The organism is Pseudomonas sp. WS 5027, from assembly GCF_012985695.1.
In the GTDB taxonomy this organism is placed as follows: Bacteria; Pseudomonadota; Gammaproteobacteria; order Pseudomonadales; family Pseudomonadaceae; genus Aquipseudomonas; species Aquipseudomonas hygromyciniae.
On sequence record NZ_JAAQWU010000002.1, the window covers coordinates 422,054 to 439,911 of the forward strand.

At 62.0% G+C, this 17,858-nt stretch carries 10 protein-coding genes; all 10 read right to left on the reverse strand.

Annotated features, from left to right (window positions below):
- Nucleotides 1-22 precede the first annotated feature (22 nt).
- Nucleotides 23-673: a DUF799 domain-containing protein gene (locus HBO09_RS04805; RefSeq protein WP_169991692.1), complete on the reverse strand. Its 651-nt coding sequence runs from the start codon at nucleotides 671-673 to the stop codon at nucleotides 23-25.
- Nucleotides 670-1,029 carry a DUF4810 domain-containing protein gene (locus HBO09_RS04810; protein WP_169991689.1) on the reverse strand — a complete coding sequence of 120 codons (360 nt, stop codon included), beginning with the start codon at nucleotides 1,027-1,029 and terminating at the stop codon, nucleotides 670-672. The genes HBO09_RS04805 and HBO09_RS04810 overlap by 4 nt, the downstream gene beginning before the upstream one ends.
- Nucleotides 1,030-1,057: 28 nt before the next feature.
- Nucleotides 1,058-1,741: a CsgG/HfaB family protein gene (locus HBO09_RS04815; protein ID WP_169991686.1), complete on the reverse strand. Its 684-nt coding sequence runs from the start codon at nucleotides 1,739-1,741 to the stop codon at nucleotides 1,058-1,060.
- A gap of 30 nt (nucleotides 1,742-1,771) precedes the next feature.
- Nucleotides 1,772-2,353 carry a hypothetical protein gene (locus HBO09_RS04820; RefSeq protein ID WP_169991683.1) on the reverse strand — a complete coding sequence of 194 codons (582 nt, stop codon included), beginning with the start codon at nucleotides 2,351-2,353 and terminating at the stop codon, nucleotides 1,772-1,774.
- 184 nt (nucleotides 2,354-2,537) lie between these two features.
- Nucleotides 2,538-5,108 carry an autotransporter outer membrane beta-barrel domain-containing protein gene (locus tag HBO09_RS04825; RefSeq protein WP_169991680.1) on the reverse strand — a complete coding sequence of 857 codons (2,571 nt, stop codon included), beginning with the start codon at nucleotides 5,106-5,108 and terminating at the stop codon, nucleotides 2,538-2,540.
- Nucleotides 5,109-5,170: 62 nt separating this feature from the next.
- Nucleotides 5,171-5,737, reverse strand: coding sequence for a hypothetical protein (locus HBO09_RS04830; RefSeq protein ID WP_169991677.1), 567 nt, complete (start codon nucleotides 5,735-5,737; stop codon nucleotides 5,171-5,173).
- 47 nt (nucleotides 5,738-5,784) lie between these two features.
- Nucleotides 5,785-6,027, reverse strand: a complete 243-nt coding sequence (locus tag HBO09_RS04835) for a hypothetical protein (RefSeq protein WP_169991674.1) — start codon at nucleotides 6,025-6,027, stop codon at nucleotides 5,785-5,787.
- A gap of 35 nt (nucleotides 6,028-6,062) precedes the next feature.
- Nucleotides 6,063-6,929: a PoNi-like cognate immunity protein gene (locus tag HBO09_RS04840; RefSeq protein ID WP_169991671.1), complete on the reverse strand. Its 867-nt coding sequence runs from the start codon at nucleotides 6,927-6,929 to the stop codon at nucleotides 6,063-6,065.
- A gap of 11 nt (nucleotides 6,930-6,940) precedes the next feature.
- Complete coding sequence (locus tag HBO09_RS04845) at nucleotides 6,941-15,955, reverse strand: hemagglutinin repeat-containing protein (RefSeq protein ID WP_169991669.1); 9,015 nt, start codon at nucleotides 15,953-15,955, stop codon at nucleotides 6,941-6,943.
- A 30-nt stretch (nucleotides 15,956-15,985) separates the two neighbouring features.
- Nucleotides 15,986-17,704, reverse strand: a complete 1,719-nt coding sequence (locus HBO09_RS04850) for a ShlB/FhaC/HecB family hemolysin secretion/activation protein (protein WP_169991666.1) — start codon at nucleotides 17,702-17,704, stop codon at nucleotides 15,986-15,988.
- Nucleotides 17,705-17,858 lie beyond the last annotated feature (154 nt).

The following is a 17,858-nucleotide window of genomic DNA, read 5'->3' on the forward strand; positions in this document are numbered from 1 at the left end:
GCGGTTTGCGGGTTGTCGCTGATCAGTCCGTGCCGTACTTCGGGTTACGCGGACCGTACAGAAGCCCGGTGCGTTGCCCCGCCGACAGCAGACGCGCACTGGTGATGCCGGCAATCGGGTGTGCCGCGTCGGTGGAGCTGTTGATCACTTGCTTGACCGCCGCCGTGATCAGCATGCCCACCAGGCCGCCACCGTTGTTGTTGCCTTCCTCACTGGAAGCCCGCGCCGAGCCGGTCCACAAGGTGGTGCCGGTACGCAGGTCGACCAGTTTGGCCGAGGCCGTCACCGAGGTGTCGCTGGTGACCAGCATGTACTTGGTGCCGTACTCGCTGACGGTGATGTACAGCGCCGCGTCCGCACCGAAGATCTCATGCAGCTTGCCCGGCGGCACGGCCTGGATATCGTTGGCGGTGGTCAGGCCGTTCTGGCGGAAGGTTTCGTCCACCAGGGCAATTGGCATCACGTAGTAGCCGGCTTCGGCCAACGGGTAAGTCACCTGCGATACCAGGCTGTAGGACGCCTGCACTTCAGGGGATTCGTTGATCGGTGGCAACACCAGAATCGACTTCGGCCGCGCCTGCTTGTACGCCGAGTAATCGACGGTCTTGGGCGCCGCGCAACCGCCCAGCAAAGCCAGGGCCAGCAAGGCGCCGGTGATTTTCAGCAGGCTCATTTGACGTCTCCGGCCTTGGCGTTCTTCAGCAAAAAGTCCATGTAGGCAGCCGACTCAGGGAACAGCGCCTTCTCAGTGCGAAACTGCTGCACCATCTGGTCATCCTTGCCCATGCTCAGGTAAAGCATGCCCAAGTGCGCGTGGTAGCCCGGCGGGGCCTGGCGGCCACTGGCGTTGATCTTTTGCAGGTCGCGTTCCAGCGCTTCGACCTGGGCTTCCTTGGGCTCACCCTTGAAGTACTCGTAAACCTGTAGCTGGTAGCTTTCCCATTGATACAGGGGCTTGGGTGCCGTCTGGCACCCTGCAACCAGCGCGGTTGCTGTCAGCATCAGCGCCAACTTCACTGCCTTGCTCATCCGTGTACTGCTCCTTGAAAACGACTAATCAGTTACGCGGGTTCCAGGCGCCGGCGTTGATGCCGTCAACCAGGCGATTGATCGCTTCGCGCATAGCCAGGTCCAGGACCTTGCCATTGAGGGTGGAGTCGTAGCTGGCGGTGCCGCCAAAGCCCACGACTTCGCGGTTCGACAGCGCGTACTCACCGGCGCCCTGGGTGGAATACACCACTTCGGAAGTGCTGATGTTGACGATATTCAGGTTGATCTTGGCGTAGGCCACCTGAGTCTTGCCACGGCCGAGGATGCCGAACAACTGGCGGTCGCCGGTCTCTTTGCGGCCGAACTCGGTCACATCGCCGGTCACCACATAGTCAGCGCCCTTGAGCTTCTGCGCGGTGCCTTTGATTTTCGCTTCCTGGGAGATTTCGCCCATGTTGTCGCGGTCCAGCACGCTGAAGCGGTTGGTCTGCTGCAAGTGGGTGATCAGGATGGTCTTGGCCTGGCCACCGAGGCGGTCCACGCCGTCGGAGAAGATCCCGCGCATGTAGCTGGAGCGGTTATCGAACTTGCCCACGGCAATCGGCACACGTACGCCGGAATAGGCGACGTTGGCGCTGGCGACTTTTTCGATCGGCAGTGCGCGGGAGCTTTCGGTGGCCGCGCAACCGGCCAGCGCCAGCAGCGCTGCGCCGGCAAAGCCCGACAGCAGGATGTTTGAGAGTGATTTCACAGGGTGCTCCTAAGTGAAGAAATCCGGGAGTTAGCGTGCAGGTATGGCCCGCAGGTCGTGCACGATGTAATTGCTCAAGCCTCCGGTGAAATGGCGCTCGATATTGGCGTTGCCTTCGTTGGTCAGGATCCCGCCAATGGTCTTCCATTGCTGCACCTGGCCGCCCCAGTTGTTGGGCACCAAGCCACCCCGGTCCTGGGCAAAATGCAGCACCTCGGCGTCGGCTTTCCTGACCTTGACCTTGTAGCCAAAATCGATGCTTTGCAGGATGGTGTTGTCGTCGACCACCAGGCTGGTGATGCCGCCCTTGGAATCGAGGATATGGCGCACGTAGACGATATCCACGTCCAGCAAGTAGTCAGCGGTTTGCTTGCTGCTGGCGTAGCGCTTGGCCTTGAGCAGGCGGTCGACCAGATCGACGCCCAGTTGCTCGCGGACTTTGGCGTCCGACATGAAAATCCTGCCCTGCCCCACCACTTTGACGTCGAAGGTATCGACCCAGAAGGTGGCGTTCTTGGGAATGGTCACGGGTGCTGGAGAGATGTAGTACGCAGGCTTGGAAGCACAGCCGGCCAGGAAGGACAGGGCCAGCAGTAAGGCAAAAACGCGCATCTTCGAATTCATCCCTGATAAGTGCTGCGGCATTTTACGGGGTTGAGAGCGGTTCTCAAGTTGTTTCGTCCATTCCTGTAGGAGCGAGCTTGCTCGCGAAGCACGTAAACGATAACGCGCATTTGCTGAATGAACGCGTCGTCTGGACGTTTTTCGCGAGCAAGCTCGCTCCTACAAGGACTGTTTAGAAGGCGTAACGCGCCTTGAGCATGACGCCGTCGGCATCAAACCCGCTGCGGGCCTGACGGGTGTAGCTGGCGCCGACGCTGAACGCCGAGACCTGATAGTTCACGCCCACGCTGGCTTCATAGCTGTCACGCGCTACCGATGCGCCGGTCACGCTGAACGTCGAACCACCATTCACAAAGCTGGACGTCTGCGCCACGCGATCACCCATCAGGTCGTGATAGGCCATCAAGGTCGCTTCCGGTTGCAGGCTACCGGCGCCAAGGGGCAGGTTGCCCGCCACGCGCAGGCCAGCGCCCAGTTCACCGACTTCGTAACGCTGGGAACCGGTGTTCAGTGCCGCCGAAGACCCCTTCTCATGCAGGCTGTCCATGTGCACGCTGGAGTAACGCGCCGCCACACGCGGTTCGATCAGCACGCTGTCCGACGCCTTGAAGCTGTAGCCGCCGATCACGCTGGCCGACAACGCCTGGCTGTCGTAGCTGCCCTTGGCGGTGGTGCCGGCGATGTGGCGCTTGCTGTCGTTGTCGTTGACGCCGTAGCTCAGGCTGCCATCGACAAACCAGTTTTGCAGCGACCAGTTACCGTACAGCGACAAGGCGTTGCCCTGCACTTCGGTCTTGTTGCCCAGGTCCGAATGGATGTTGGAGTTGAGGTAACTGTACGCCACACCCACACGGGTGCTGTCGTTCAAGCGCCCGTCCACGCCCACGGCCACGCCGCTGCTGTTGGCCGAGTAGCCGTTGTCGCCACCGCGACCGTCCTGGTCCATGTTGCTGCTCAGGCCTTGCACCCAAACACCGCCGCGTTCGCTGCCATCGCGTTGGCCGGCCAGGCGATTGAGGATCGCGCCGTTGATCACGGTCTGCCCGGACAAGGCCACGTCCAGCGCGCCACGGTTTACGTCCGGCTTGAGCTGTTCGCCAATTCGCGCCAGTTGCTGGGCGCTGCCGGCGTTGGCCACGGCCTGGAACACCGCGTCGTCCTGGCTCAGTTGCCCCAACACTTCGTTTTTCAGCAGGTTCACGGCGGTGACTGCCGAGGTCGTTGCCCCCACGCCGCCGAGGTCGGTTTGTACCTGCTCGTCTGGCTTGAGACCCACCACGGCCTTGACCGTCTGCGCATCGGCCGAGTAGCTGAGCACATCGAGCAACGACGAGCTGCTGGCAACCGTCAGGCCGCTGTTTTGTACGCTGCCGGCTTGCAGCAGGGTGTATTCGGTGCCGCTGGGCGCTGCGGTGAAATCACCGGGCTTGGCGCTCAAGGTCACGTTGGAGCCCTGGGCGAAATTCGCGGCGCCGCTGACCGTCAGGTAAGGCGTGGTCGGCACGACGCTGTTGGACAGGCGCATATCAATCCCGGCGCCGCTGGCCACATTCAGGTCGCCAGTGATGGTGGTGCCGGCGCCAGACAGGTTCAACGAACCCGCGTTGACCGATACCGGGCTACCAATGCGCGCGCCGGTAAAATCGGCCTGGCCGTTGATGTTCACACCCGTAACACCGAGTACATCACCCACGATTTTGCCGCCAGTCCAGTTCAGGCTCGCCAGGTTGCCGCCGTCGATGGCGGTGCCGGCGTTGCTGCGGATTTCCCCGGCTTGCTGGTTGATCTCCAGGGGCGTCAACTGGTACTGCGGGTTGATCTTGATCGCGGTCGCGTCGGCGCTGATCAGGCCACGGTTGATCAGGCCGCGCTCACCGCTCGGCGAGGTGGTGTCAAAGGTCGCGCCTTGCACGTTGAAAGCCATGGCGTTGCTGCCGTGGGCTTCGATGGTGCCGGTGTTGAGCAGGTAATCGTAAGTGCCCGCATCCAGTTGCACAGCGATCGACTGCGCACCGTTGACAGAAACCAGACCGCTGTTTTCGATACGCAGGGGGTTGGTATCGGTTTCGATCTCGATCCCCAGGGCCTCTTGACCGGTAACGCGAATGGTCCCGGAGTTGAGCAGCTTGCCACCGATGGTGACCGGCATGTTGTTGTGGGTATCGAGGATCAGGCCGTAGCCGTAGTAGGACGTGACATCCACCACGCCGCTGTTGACCACGTCGCCCGCCACGGTGGTGCCGTTGAGGTAGATACCCTCGCCATCGGACTCATCGCCGGAGCCGGGGACTTCAACCAGGGTGATATTGCCCGAGTTGATGATGCTGCCGCCCACGTTGCTGGCGCCCACTTCAAAGCCTTCAGCCCAGATCGTGTTGCTCAGGTGGATATTGCCGGCCTGGACGATATCGCCGGTGATGTTACTGCCGGTGGTGGTGAGCATCTGATCCAACGCCCCATCGACGATCAGGCCACGCACGGCTTTGCCGCCGGCATCCAGGGTGAGGTTGGCGTTGTTGCGCAGCGTGCCCTGGATATTGCTCAGGGAAACATTCACGCCATCGGCACTGGGCTGGGTCGATACGACATTGCGCGAGCCGACCAGGGTTACAGGTTCGTTGAACGTCTGGGAGGCCCATACGTTCTGCCCTGTGCTGACGTCGAACTCTACCGCGCTGACTTGTGCGGCAACGGCGCTGACCATCATGGCCAACAGGGTTTTCTGGAACTGCTTGCGCTTCATTTGAAACTCCATTTACTACGGACAACACCGCCAATGTGCCCGGCGGTTGTAGGGTGCATGATTCAGGACGCGGGGACGGGGATGCGCTGCGCGGGGTCGGTGATGTCATAGGCATGCTGCTCGCAGCCAGCGCCGACGATGACGAATTCCACCAGGTAAACCTTCTGCTTTTGTGGCTTGAACGCCGTGCTCATCGGGCCACAGGCGTAGACAATTTTTTCGGCGTAGCGGTAGTAGTTCGAGTCGTACACCCGCGACTCGCCCAACACTTCAATCGTCTGCTGCGGGTCGGCCAGCACTTCCACCTGCGGGAAGCGCTTGACCGCCGCGCTGTTGGCCACCTCGCTCATCTTGGCGATCCAGCCGAACACCTTGCCCCGGCCCGAATCCACCACCGTGCCAAGGATCTCCGGGCGCTGGTCGGCATCGCCGCCACGGCGCACGGAGAACTGCACGGGGTAGGTAAACCCGGTGGCACGCATGATCACCTTGGCGTGCTCGGCATCGGCCACGACGGTGTTCTGCTGCAACTGCACGCCATCTTTCAACAGGCTGGGCGACGAGTCGCGGGCATTGGAGTGGCAGCCTGCGAGGGCCAGGGCTGCGAGGATAAAGGCAACTTTCTTCATATACGGTTTTCCGTGGCAATAGCAGGGCTGGGGTGGCCCTGCCGGGATCAAAAACTCAAAAAGAACACGACCCCATATAAAAACAGGGAAAAGCCAGCCAACGCCGCACGCCACTCCGGGTCGGCGTCCTTGCTCATGCCGCCAGGCGCGATGGCCACCCTGGCGCCTCGCGCATAGTTATAGACCGCCTGGCCAAACCACAGCTGCACCAACGCCATGGTCAAAAAACGCTTCCAACTACCATCAAATCGCAAGAAGCCGTTCAATAACGCTGCCAGCAATAAAGCCACGCCAATGCCATGCCGGTACTTGTACAAGTGATGGCTCATTCATCTGAGCGCCCAAACAACCGCGCCAGCCAGCCGGCTTTTTCTACGCGGGCAGGGGCTGGTGCCGGGATAACGTCTTCACTGGGGTGGAGCAAGTCGCCAGGGTAATGCTCATGCCCCAGGCAGGCGCTGTCATCGAGCCCGAACGCCTTGACCGCGGCAACCGCCTCAAAGCACCAGCGGCCGAAGTAGCTACCCATCTCAAGGGGGTGTTTTACCGGGTCGCCATAGACATACCACCAGGGTTGCTGTTTACCGCGTCGGTTCAGCTCCGGGTACCAATGTTCCACGAACGCCCGCAACAGCGAGGCCTGCTGTTGCTGGGGCGCGTCGATGGCCTTGAGCAGCCTCGCATAAGGTTTGGCGTGCAATAGCTGTTCACCAATCACGCGCCCTGGCTGACGGGATGCGATGATTCGATCCAGCAGAACGTCCTGCCCGCCTTCGCCGATCAAGGCGACCAGCCGACGCCACTGGTCGTCGGGAATCTCCAGCGCCAGCGCCAGGCTCACCAACCAGAAACACCAGATGTAGTGGTTCAGGTCCGCCAACTCGAAGGTCCAGTCACGGCAAGTCTGCAGCGCATTTTCAGCACATATCGTGTCGGACTCTCGATTGGAAAGCTCCCATGCATCCATGATGGCGGGAAAGTACATAGCCATCGATGCAACAGGACTGCCTCGCGAGTAGACGCGAATGGCTGCACGCAAATTATCTTTGGCAAAGTCGAACGCAAATTGCGCTCTGTATACCGGATTGGCCGACGGCTGCGACAACGTTTGGCTCACGCGCTCTATCCATTGCAGATCCTTTGCCTCACGACCATCCCAATACTGTTTATCTCCCAAAGGTGCGCGAATCATGGAGAACCTCATTAACGTCTTTCGGACGGTAAAATTTTAGACGTGTCTACCGCTTTGATTTTTCCGCGGGAATCAAGCACTTCAATTTCTGTCGCGCCATCTGGACGCGTTCTCACGACCCAAGTTTCCGTGCGGTTCGCGTCCACGGCGAGCCGTACATCCATACTCTGATTTTCTCCAACTGCACGTTCCAGACGATCGCCGCCAAGAATCCATGAGGTCGAGCCTTGCTTGCCATCTTGCGTATTGCCTAACCCCGAGGAGCCAGACTTCTTGTTATCCCCAACGAACTTGTACTCGATAACAACAAAGTCGACATCCGGGCGAGTGACCTTATAAAGATCATCGACCCCTGTTTCCCCGTTACCCGGCACGCGGGCCAGCTTCTGTCCTTCTGGAACGATTTGCCGCACAGAGCGCTCGCCAAACAAGTCCCCCATCACACCTTTCTGCTCCCTGGTCAAAACCCCAAGGTCCATCAGCGGCTTGCCATCAGGCCCATAGATACCGCCACTCTTGAGCAGTGCCTGCTCGGCCGCTTCGTTGATGATACCGGTGAAGCGCTTGCCCACCGCCCCGGCCAGCTCGCCGGTCAGGCGGGTGGTCGTCGCGCCAGCACTACCGACACCCGCGCCGCCCAGGCCGAGGCCTACGCCGGTAGAGGTGGCGATCATCTCGTTCTGGCGCAGCACGTCGGCACCATAGCCCTGCATGATATGCAGGGTGTCCAGATAGCCCTTGAGCCTCAGCTCTTCGGGCAAGCTCTGCACCGCCTCTACCGCCGCGATAAATTGCCGGCCGCCACAGCTTGGGCAATTGACGGTACTCATCGCCCAAAGCGCCGTCTTGGAACCGAAACTGGCCAGATCCTCTACGGCATTGGCAATACCCTCGGCACTGCCCTGACCTTTGGCATTGAGGATTTCGGCCATGTTTTTCGGGTCATGCAGGTACTTGTAAGGGTCGACCAGCTCAATGTACTTGACCAGGTTTTCAACCGACGGCCGGTCTTTCATCAGGCGCGACAGACCCAGCCGTTCATTGTTGTAATCGGCCAGGCTGACCTGGAACAGGTCCGCGCTTTTGGACTGCGAAAGCTCGCTGCGCAAGAAACTGGCCGCCGTCGTGGTGTTGCCATCCTCGACACCCAACACAGTGTTCCAGCCGCGATCGACCATCGCCGCCGCCGTTCGCAGCAGCTCTATGCGTGCTTGCTCTTCGGTGATGCCCTGCGCTTGTGCATAGCGATCGACGCGCTCCTTGTCGGAGGCGAACTTGATCTCGTCCGGGTGCAACTGACGGTTGTATCGATCCACGCTGGCCGCAGTGCCACCGGCAACAATGGCGCCGCCGGTGCCATGCCCGGAACCGACCGCCGTACCCACGCCGGAGGCAATCAGCGTAGCCACGGCCTTACGGTCGGCCTCTTTCATGCCACTGTCTTCCAGCGCTTGCAGAATCGAGGGCATCAGCGCCGCCGAGGCGCCCGCACCCAACGCGCCGCTCTGTACATTGCCGCTGGAAAGCCCCAACGCAGCGCCGGCCAATGCGTGCAACATAACGCGCGCTGCGCCGCCTTCGGCCCAGGCGGCCTTGGTTGCGCTGTCGATGTCTTTACGGTTTTTCTGCTCGTCGGCAAAACTGCCGATTTTATTGAAGATATCGCTGGCCGACGTATTGGCCACGATCCCTACCGCCGTGCCGCCGGTAGCGCCGCCCAGCCCGGCGGCAATCAGCCCGGACGCAATATCGGCCATCAGTTTTTTGTCGCCACCCACTTGCCAGCGCAGCGCCTCGGCATTCGCCGCCTCGTAAGCCTGGGCCGCAGCACCCGCCGTTGGCGAGCCCGCAGTGGCCTGGTCTTTTGCCTCTTGCCCAAGCTTCTTGGCTTCATCGGCCTTGGCCTTGGCCACCGCACCGATCACCCCACTGGCCAATTGCGCCGAGCTTTGGATCAGGTCGATACGCTCCTGCATGGCCTTTTCGTCTGGGCGGTCGAGCTTCTGGTTGGCATTGGCGGTGTCGCGGTTGAGCCCCACCAGGTCATTGGCGCCCTCGGGGTTGCGGACCACAATCGTGCCATCGCTGACCGCGCTGCGGGTGTGACTGCGCTCGTCTTCCTTGAGCGCCACCGGAATGCTGCCACCCGGTGAAGTGCCGCCGCTGCTGCTGAACGATGCAGAGAGCCCCGCCGACTGGCTCTGGATCTCGCTGGTGTTCTTGATATCACTGACGATCAGGCGATCGGTGCTCAAGCGGTTCTTCACCGCCGCCGCTTCGCTGGCAATCACCCCACCCTGCAAGGTGGTGGTCTTGCCAACATTGATGTCGTAGCCACCCGCTCCCGCGAACAGGCCGGTCTGGTCGGTCACGGCCTTGTAGTCGCTGTTCATCTTGGCCGCAGCGATGCTGGCCGAGCCGGTGACGGTGGAGCCGTAGCAGAACGGCGGGATGCAGATACTCGCGCCAAAGCCTGCGCTGCTCTGCTTGCTGCGCGACGATTCGGTGTCCTGGCGCGAAAGGATATTGAGGTTGCCGCCAATGTCCGCCTGGATGCGATCGGCGCGCACCTGGGCACCGGCAAGGGTGGTGTCGCCGCCGCTTTTGAGCAGCAGCGAGCCGGTGTCCAGGGTGGTGTTGACCTGGGTTACCGAGTTGCCATTGCCGTTGTTTTTCGCGCCCTGCGCACCCAGGTCGAGGGTGAAGCCGTTCTGCTCGCCGATGTTGAAGCTGGCGCCAATGGCAGTCTTGTTGGTCGAGCCATCGTTCTTGCGGTCGACGGTGTCCTGGGCGCTTTGTAGCAACACGTTGTTCTTGGCCAGCAACAAGGTGTTGGCGGCTTTCAGACTGCTGCCGGTGATCTCGATATTGCCCTGGGTGCCGGGCGCTTCGCCGGTGGCGACAATCGACAGATCCTGCCCGGCATTGAGCGTGCTCTGGCGCGCCGTCAGGCTGTTGTACTCGCTGCTGGCCTTGCTGCGGGTGTTGGCCAGTTCGGTGCCGATCTTGATCAACGACCCGTTGCTGGGCGAGCCGCCCTCTTTGTTCTTGAAGCCGGCGCTCTGGCCGTTGGCGTCCGACGCCTGGCCACCCAGGTTGTAGGCCGCCAGCGCAGCCTGGGCGATTTTCACCGCCTTGAGGCGCGGGTCATCGGCGTTCTTCGCCGCTTCGGTGGCATCGTGGATGCTGCGCGCAGTATCAATCACGGCACCGCCGATCACCCGACCCACGGCCAGGCTCTTGGAGCTGTCTTGCGTGGTTTGCCGCGCGGTTTCAGCACCGGCGGTGATGGTCACGTTGGCGCCACTGAGGTCCATGTTCTTGGTGCTGACCAGGTCACTGGCGACCACGTTCAACTCACGCCCGGCAATCAGCGCAACGTTGCCTTCGCTGGAGCCGATGGTGCTGCCGGTCAGGGTGGTTTCCTGGGCGGTGCCGTTGTGTTTGTTGCTGCTGATCGAGAGGTGCTGATTGCCGGTGATGTCGTCCAGGCCCAGCTTATTGCCGGTCAATACGCCGGTCAGGTCGCGGTTCTTTTCCTTGTGCATGTCGGTGCGCGAGAAGGTGTTCTGCGCCGCATCAATGGTCAGGTCACGCCCGGCCTGTACGGCCAGGTCGCCGGTGCTGACCAGCGCCGAGCCGGTCACTGTCGCATCCTGCCCCGCCACCACGCTGACCGTCTCGCCGGAAACCATGCTGCCCACGGCCATGGTGCGTTTCTCGTCAACCTTGTCCTGGACCTTGCTCGACTTCAGCCCGCCCCAACTGCTTTTGCTTTCTTTGCGCTCATGCCGCGCACTTTCGGCATCGGTCACGGCGACGATTTGCACATCCTTGCCCGCCACCAGTTTTGCCGCGCCTTTGTCGGCGGCCACGGTGCTGCCCGCCAGCAGCAGGTTTTCACCGGCTACCAGGGTGCTGTTGCCGCCGGAGCTGACGCTGCTGCCCACGTTGTTGATGGTGTCGGTTTCATCGAGGCGGAATTTTTTCCCGGACGAGGTTTTCTTGGTCTTGCTGTAGAAGCTGTAGTCCTGATCTTCAGCGGCCTTGAGGGCCAGGTTCTTGCCAGCCACCAGGTACGCCTCATTGCCGGCGCTGACGTTACTGGCGAGCAACAGCAAATCCTCACCCGCATTCAAGGTCAGGTTGCCTCCGGCCTTGAGCACGGTGGACACCTGGCTGACATGGTCCTCGATGCTCTTGACCTTTTTCGAGTTGTACGCCGAATGCTGCTCGTTGGCCGCCGACGCGAGGTTCACATTGCGCACGCCGCCGACGCTCAAGTCGCGCTTGGCTTCGATCTGGCTGCCCACCGCGCTCACATCACGCCCGGCGACCACATGGAAGTCGCGCCCGGCTTCAACCACCGAGCCTTGCTGGGTGATGATCTCGTGGCGCGAACGGCTGCCAATGGCGCCGCTGTCCAGGGTTTGTGCCGAGACGATATTCACGTCGCGCACTGCCTGGGCGGTGGTGTCGCCGCCGCTCTTGAGCGCGCCGCCAACACTGTTGATATCGCGCCCGGCCTGGATCGCCAGGGTGCTGGCCGACTCGATGCGCGCCGCGTTGTCGATAAAGTCGGTGCGCTCGATGCGGTAGTCGCTGGCGCTCTGGTGCGTGGTGACGCTGCGCTCATTGAGCAGGTCGGCGCCAACCACCAGGTTGACCTGCTGCCCGGCGATGATGCCGCCGGCGCGGTTGTTGAGGTTATTGCCGGTCAACAGGTCGAGGCGGTTGCCGGCTTCCATCAGCCCGCTATTGTTCAAATCGCCGCCAATATTCGCGCCCAGGTTGCTGGTGGCACGCAGTGTGCCGACGTTGTTGAGGTTGGCGCCGGTCATCAGGTTCAGGTCGCTGCCGGAAATCAGCGCGCCATTGGGGGCCAGGCGATTGCTGGCCTGGGCCAGGTACAACACCGGCACCAGCACTTGCTGGCCGGCGACGGTGGCGCTTTCCAGCCACACGATATCGTGGGTCAGGGCCGCCACTTGTTCGGCGGTAAGGCTCACGCCCACGGCCAGGTTCAGTTGCTGGCGCGCACCGATGGCATTGTCCATCAGGTACTTGAACACCCCGGCGTCGCTGGTCTGGCCGTCGATAAAACGCTGGCCGGTGCGGGCGACCACAGCTTGCTGGATCAGGCGCTGTTCATAGAAGCCATCGCCCAGGCGCTTCTGACTGGTATCGGGGTCGTAGCCCAACTTGGCCAGCATGTAATCGGAGCCCAAGAACTCAGCCATGTTGGTCAGTTGCGGGTTGGTCTCGATCAGGTACTTGTGCGGGCTGCCGGCAAACTGGCTGTTGGGCAGGCCCTGCACACCGCTGCCGTCGCTGAAGTGGAACAGGCCATTCTGGCCGGTAGGCAAGCTGAAGCCCGGCAGGCCCAGGGGGTTGACTTGTTGCTGGGCGACGTCCGGTGGCAATTGCCCGTTGAGCTTGACCTGGGTGGAGAAGCCCGGTGCGTTGGTGTCGGTCTTCGCGCCGCTGCCGACGTAGGTGTAGCCGCCGCGCACCACGCTGTTATCGATACCGGCCTGGGCCTGGATATTCACCGCGCCGCCCGCCTGGATCACTGCTGCGTAGCGCTGGTCCGGAGCCGCCAGCTGGGTGGTTTTGGTATCGCCCCACTGGCGCTCCATGCCACCGATAAAGCCGGCCATCGCCGCTTCCAGGCCACCCAGATTATTGGGGTCGTAGGCTGCGCCACCCATCGAATAACGCTGGGTAAATTGCGCAGCGGCCCGGTTGTAGCCTTCCGGGTGACGGGTACGTTCAGAAGAGAACACACGCTCGGTGAGGGTGTCGTGGGTTTCGAGACCGATGTTGGTCAACTGGTTGACCCGCGCCGTCAGGCTGCCGGCCGCAGCGATGCTACTGCTGCTGTTGAGCACATCGCCGCCGACCAACAGCAGGTTGGCGCCAGAGGTAATGCTGGAGGCCGCACTGGCGTCGGTGACCCTCAGGCGATCACGCTGGGCGATCAGGAACGGACGGTTTTCCTTGCCGCCGTCGCAGTCGCCACCGTTGACGTTTTCAATGCACTGCACCGGGCTGATCGACGCGCTGTAGATCCCCGACTCGCTGGTCAGGACTGTACGGATGTTCTGGATAGTGCCAGCGGCCAGGCTCAGGCTGCCGTCACTCTGGATGCTCGACGAGCTGTTGATGATGCTGGTGGCCAACGCTCCTTTGCCGTCGCGGTCGATGCTCAGGTTGCCCATGGCATAGATATCGGCGCCGAGGTTTTTCAGGCGTTCGACCCGCAGGCTCATATCGCCGCCGCTGAACAGCAGGCCGTTCTGGTTAAGCAGGCTGCCAGTGGTCAGGGTCATGGCGCGACCACTGCCCAGGGTGCCGAGGTTGTTCACCGCAGCGCTGGTCAGGGTGAAATCGGTGGCGGCGGTCAGGCGGCCGGTGTTGTTGAGGGTGCCGCCCAGGCTCAGGTCGAGGCTGCCGTTGCTGGCGATCACGCCCTGGGTGGACCAGTTCTGGCCCGTGCCTTTGATACGGTTGGCCGCGAGCAATTGCCCGCTGGTGGTTTGCTCAAGGGTGTCGACATTGACCGTGAGGTTGCCGGCCTGGATCAGGCTGCTGTTGGTCCAGTTGGTTTTGTCCAGGCTCAAGTCGCCTTGGGTCACCAGACTGCCGCCGACGTTATCGAGGTTGATCCCGGCGATATCGAACACCCCGGTGCCCACATGCAGCACGCTGCCGCCCTGGTTCTGGAACGTGCCGGCGGCCAGACTCAGGTCGGCATTGGCGGCTTCCAGCTTGCCGCCGCTGTTATCCAAGACACCGCCAATGGCCAGGCGGCTTTTGCCTGTGGTGCCCAGTGCGCGCAATTGCCCGCCCTGGTTGCTCAGGCTGGCGGCGGTGATATCCAGGGTGCTGGCGCTTTCGATCAGGCCACGGTTGTTGAGGGCGCCCAGCAGGCTGAGATCGACCTGCTGACCGGCGATCTGCCCGGCGTTATCGACGCTGCCGCCACTGAGGCGCACGCGCTGGCCGGCGAATACACCGCCATTACCGTTGTTGAAGACACCGGCGTTGATCAGCGCATCGCCCGCCTTGGCCGAGAGCTTGCCCCCGGCGTTGTTCAGGCTGCCGACCGTGAGGTTCAGGCCGGCGTTTTCGCTGTGGATCAGGCCATCGTTGTCGTTTTGCACCAGGCCGCTGGTGTTCAGGGTCAACCCAGCGTTTGCCGCCAGGGTGCCGCTGTTGCGGTTGTCCAGGCTGGCCGCCAATACCGTCAGCAGGGTTTGGCTGGTGAGTTTGCCGCCCTGGTTGTCGAGGGCTGCAACGCGCTCGATCGACAGCGGGCCGGCGCTGGCCAGCTTGCCGTTACGGTTGATCAGATCGGCCAGCAGGTCGAGGGTCAGCGCGCCGTTGCCGGTCAGGCTACCGGCGCTGTTGTCCAGGCGGTTGCCGCGCAAGGTGAAGGCGCCGGCGCTATCGATGGCGCCGCCCTGGCTGTTGTTGAGCGCGCCGCTGAGGGTCAGGGTTTGCGCGCCAGCGCTGGAAATCACGCCTTTATTGCTGTTATCCAGGCTGTCGCCGGTCACGCTGAGGGTGTCGTGGCTGACCACCACGCCGCCCTGGTTATTGACCTGTGCAACGTTGGCCTGCAACGCGCCATCGCTGATGATTTCGCCCTGGCTGTTGTGCAGCGCAGCGGCAGTCAACTGGGTGCTGCCACTGGTCAGCAGGCGGCCTTTGTTGCGGTTATCCACAGTACTGGCGGTGACGTCCAGGGCCTTTTTGGCGCTGATGACGCCGCCCTGGTTATCCAGGGTCTGGCTGGCCTTGACGGTGGCGGTACGGCTGGCAACCACACTGCCTTTATTGCGGATATCGCGGGCGTCGAGGCTGACGTCGCCGGTGGTGGTGCGGGTGTTATCGGCATTCACGCCGGCTTCGATAACGCCGTTGTTGGTCAACTGGCCGCCGCTGCTCAGGCGCACCGTGTCGCGGGCTGCGAGGCTTTTCTGGGTGTTCAGGTCGCCGCTGGTTTTCACCGTCAGGGCGGTGCCGGCGTAGGCCGGGCCCTTGGCATCAAGGCTCGCCGCCTTGACGTCAATCGCGCCACTGGCCGCAGCTTGCGCCATGCTCAGGTGCCCGTTGGCATCGAGTTGGATATCGCCCGCGCTGGCCGCCAAAGTGCCGTCCAGTTTCACCCCGACACCGGCCTCGGTGCCCACCAGCTTGATCGCGCCGGCATACATGCCGCCCAAGGCCGAGGAGTCAATCGCAAGCTCCGGCTTGGCGCTGCCATCGTCGGCACGCGCGGTGGTTTTTAGCGTCTGGGCCTCAACATCGTTGCGCCCGGCAATCACGGTCAGGTTGCGCGCATTGATCTGCGCGTTGATCTTGGCGGTGCGGGTGATGATTTCGAAGCGGTCGACGTTGCTCGCGTTCAAGCCCTGGCCGTCGATGGTCACCGCGCCGCCATCGACCTGGTAACGGTCCAGGCGACCGTTATCGAGGATCGGTTTACCGGTGGTCAGGGTCACGTTGGGGGTGTTGATAAAGCCGCAGCCATTGCAGGTCACGCCATAGGGGTTGGCGACGATGACCTTGGCCGACTGCCCCGCCACTTCGGTGTAGCCGCGCAACTGGCTGGCGCTGCCGCCGTTGACTTCGTTGAGGATGACATTCGCCGAGCCGCCCTTGAGGTTGGGGTTGCCGACGATAATCCCGCCCAGTTGGGTGGACTGCAACGGGCCGCCGGCGTTGTTGAGGATCACGCCATTGGGGCCGACGTTGTAGTCTTTGAAGTGGTTGTGGGACAGGCCGCTGCCATTGGGCGTGGCGATGTTGACCACCGGCACGCCATTGCCCGCTGCGCCCACTGTGGTGCCGGGGCCGCTGACCACGATGCCGTCGGCCTGGGCCAGCAGCGGTTGCCAGAACAGCGCATTGGCCAGGATCAGCACCAGACCGCGCTTGGGCAGGCCGCAGAACGCGTCACGACGCTTCAAGGCAGCAGAAGGCAGGCGGGCGAGGAAGGCAAACTGGCGGACGTCCATGTCAAATTCTCGATGCGGCTAGGCGTTGAATTACAGGTAGAAATCCATCCGGAAGTAGATCGGCGCTTCGCGCTCGCTCATCACTGCCGGACGTTCCAAAGAGTGGGCAAAGGTCACGCTGGTGCTGACGTTCTTGCCACGGGCGAACAGCTCCACGGAGTTGCTGGAAACCCGGCCATGGACGATGTCGTTGTAGCGGTCGTTGCGGATCACGCCCTGGTCGTAACCCAGGCTCACACCGTATTCGCCGAAGGCCGGGCGCAACCAATCCACCAGCACTGGGCGCGACCAGCGCAGGTCGTTGCGCCAGTAGCCGCCGCTGTCGCCATTGAGTTGCTGGTCCTTGAAGCCGCGCACCGAAGACGAGCCACCGAGGCTCATGCGCTGCGGGCTGAACAGCATGTCTTCACTGCGTTGGCCGGTGGCCAGGCTGGTAAAACTCAGCGACTCGCCCCACAGCGTGAACGGCTGCAGGTAGCTGACGGTGGCGGTGTATTTGCGGTAGCGCGAATTGGGTTGGCGACTGCCGAACTCGCCGCGCTCGTCCGGGGACTGGGCATCGAGCAGGCCAATGCCGTTCTGCATGCCCAAGTCCATGTTGACGAAGGCACTGCCGACCCGCCGGCCATGGTTGATGCCGACCTGCATTTCGCTCAGGCGAGTGCTGCTGTCCAGACGGGTGGTGAATACATAGTTATTGGTGCGCAGGTGGGACACGCCAACGTTGACCGAGGTCTTGCTCACGTCATCACGGTGAACTACGCGCTCGGCGCGCAGTTGGTGGTTCTGGCTGTCGCCCGATTGTTTGAAGCTGAACGTGTCGGCCTGGCCCAGCGCGCGGTAATCGCTCTCGCTGTAGGTGTAGCTGAAGTTCCACCAGCCCCAAGGCACGTTGTAATAGAGCATGCCGTTCTTTGAAGTCTTCTGGTGATCGCTGATCGCGTCATGCCCACCGCGCAACACCAACTGGTCCGCCAGGCCCAGGGGGCTGTCCCACTCAAGGCCCGCGCCCCACTGCTGCTCGCCGGTACTTTTCTGCCCGTCGTTATTGCGCGACAGGCTGGCGCGCCAGGGCTTTTGCGGGTTGTTTTTCACCAGCACCGAACTGCCGCCCACCGCATCGCCGGGGGCCAGTTCCATTTGTGCCTGGTTGGAGGGCAAACGGTTGAGCTGATCGATGGCCTGCTCGATTTCCCGCAGGTTGAGCAAGTCGCCGTTTTTACCGGGAAAGGCCATGGCCAACTCACGTGCCGACAACTGGCTGTCGTCGGCGCTATTCAAACCTTCGAGCTTGCCTTCCACCACCAATACTTGCAGATGCCCTTTGGACAAGTCCTGCTGCGGCAAGTAGGCACGGCTGGTGACCATGCCCTTGTCGATGTAGTGATCGGTGACGGCCTTGAGCAGTTGATTGAGCTGGGCCACACCCAGGCACTGGTCGATATAAGGCTTGATCAAACGCTCGCGCTCGGTGGCGGACAGGCTGTCGGCGCCCTTGAGTTCAATGGTCTTGATCGGGAAGCAACGGCTATCCACTGGAGCGGCGGGCGTTGCGGGTTTGACTTCCTTGCCGGGCAATTCCTTGAGGTCCTCAAGGCGCCGGCGCTGCTCTTCCAGCAGGCGATTTTGCCGCTCGCGGATCAGGTCCTGATCGCCAGGCGAAGTCGCAGCCACTGCGCTGTTTGACGCGCAGAGGGCGAACAGGGCAATACACAGGGAATACCGAATCCGTGGCAATAACGAAGGCATGTTCGATCCATCGAATAACAAGGGGCGGCAAACTAACATCGAACTTCCACCCAGCCAAAATGTTCGGCTAGTTGAAGCTAAAAATTAAATTACCTGTAAGCTGCTGATAAATAACGATAAAAACTATCAGCAACAATTAAATGCTTGTATTCGG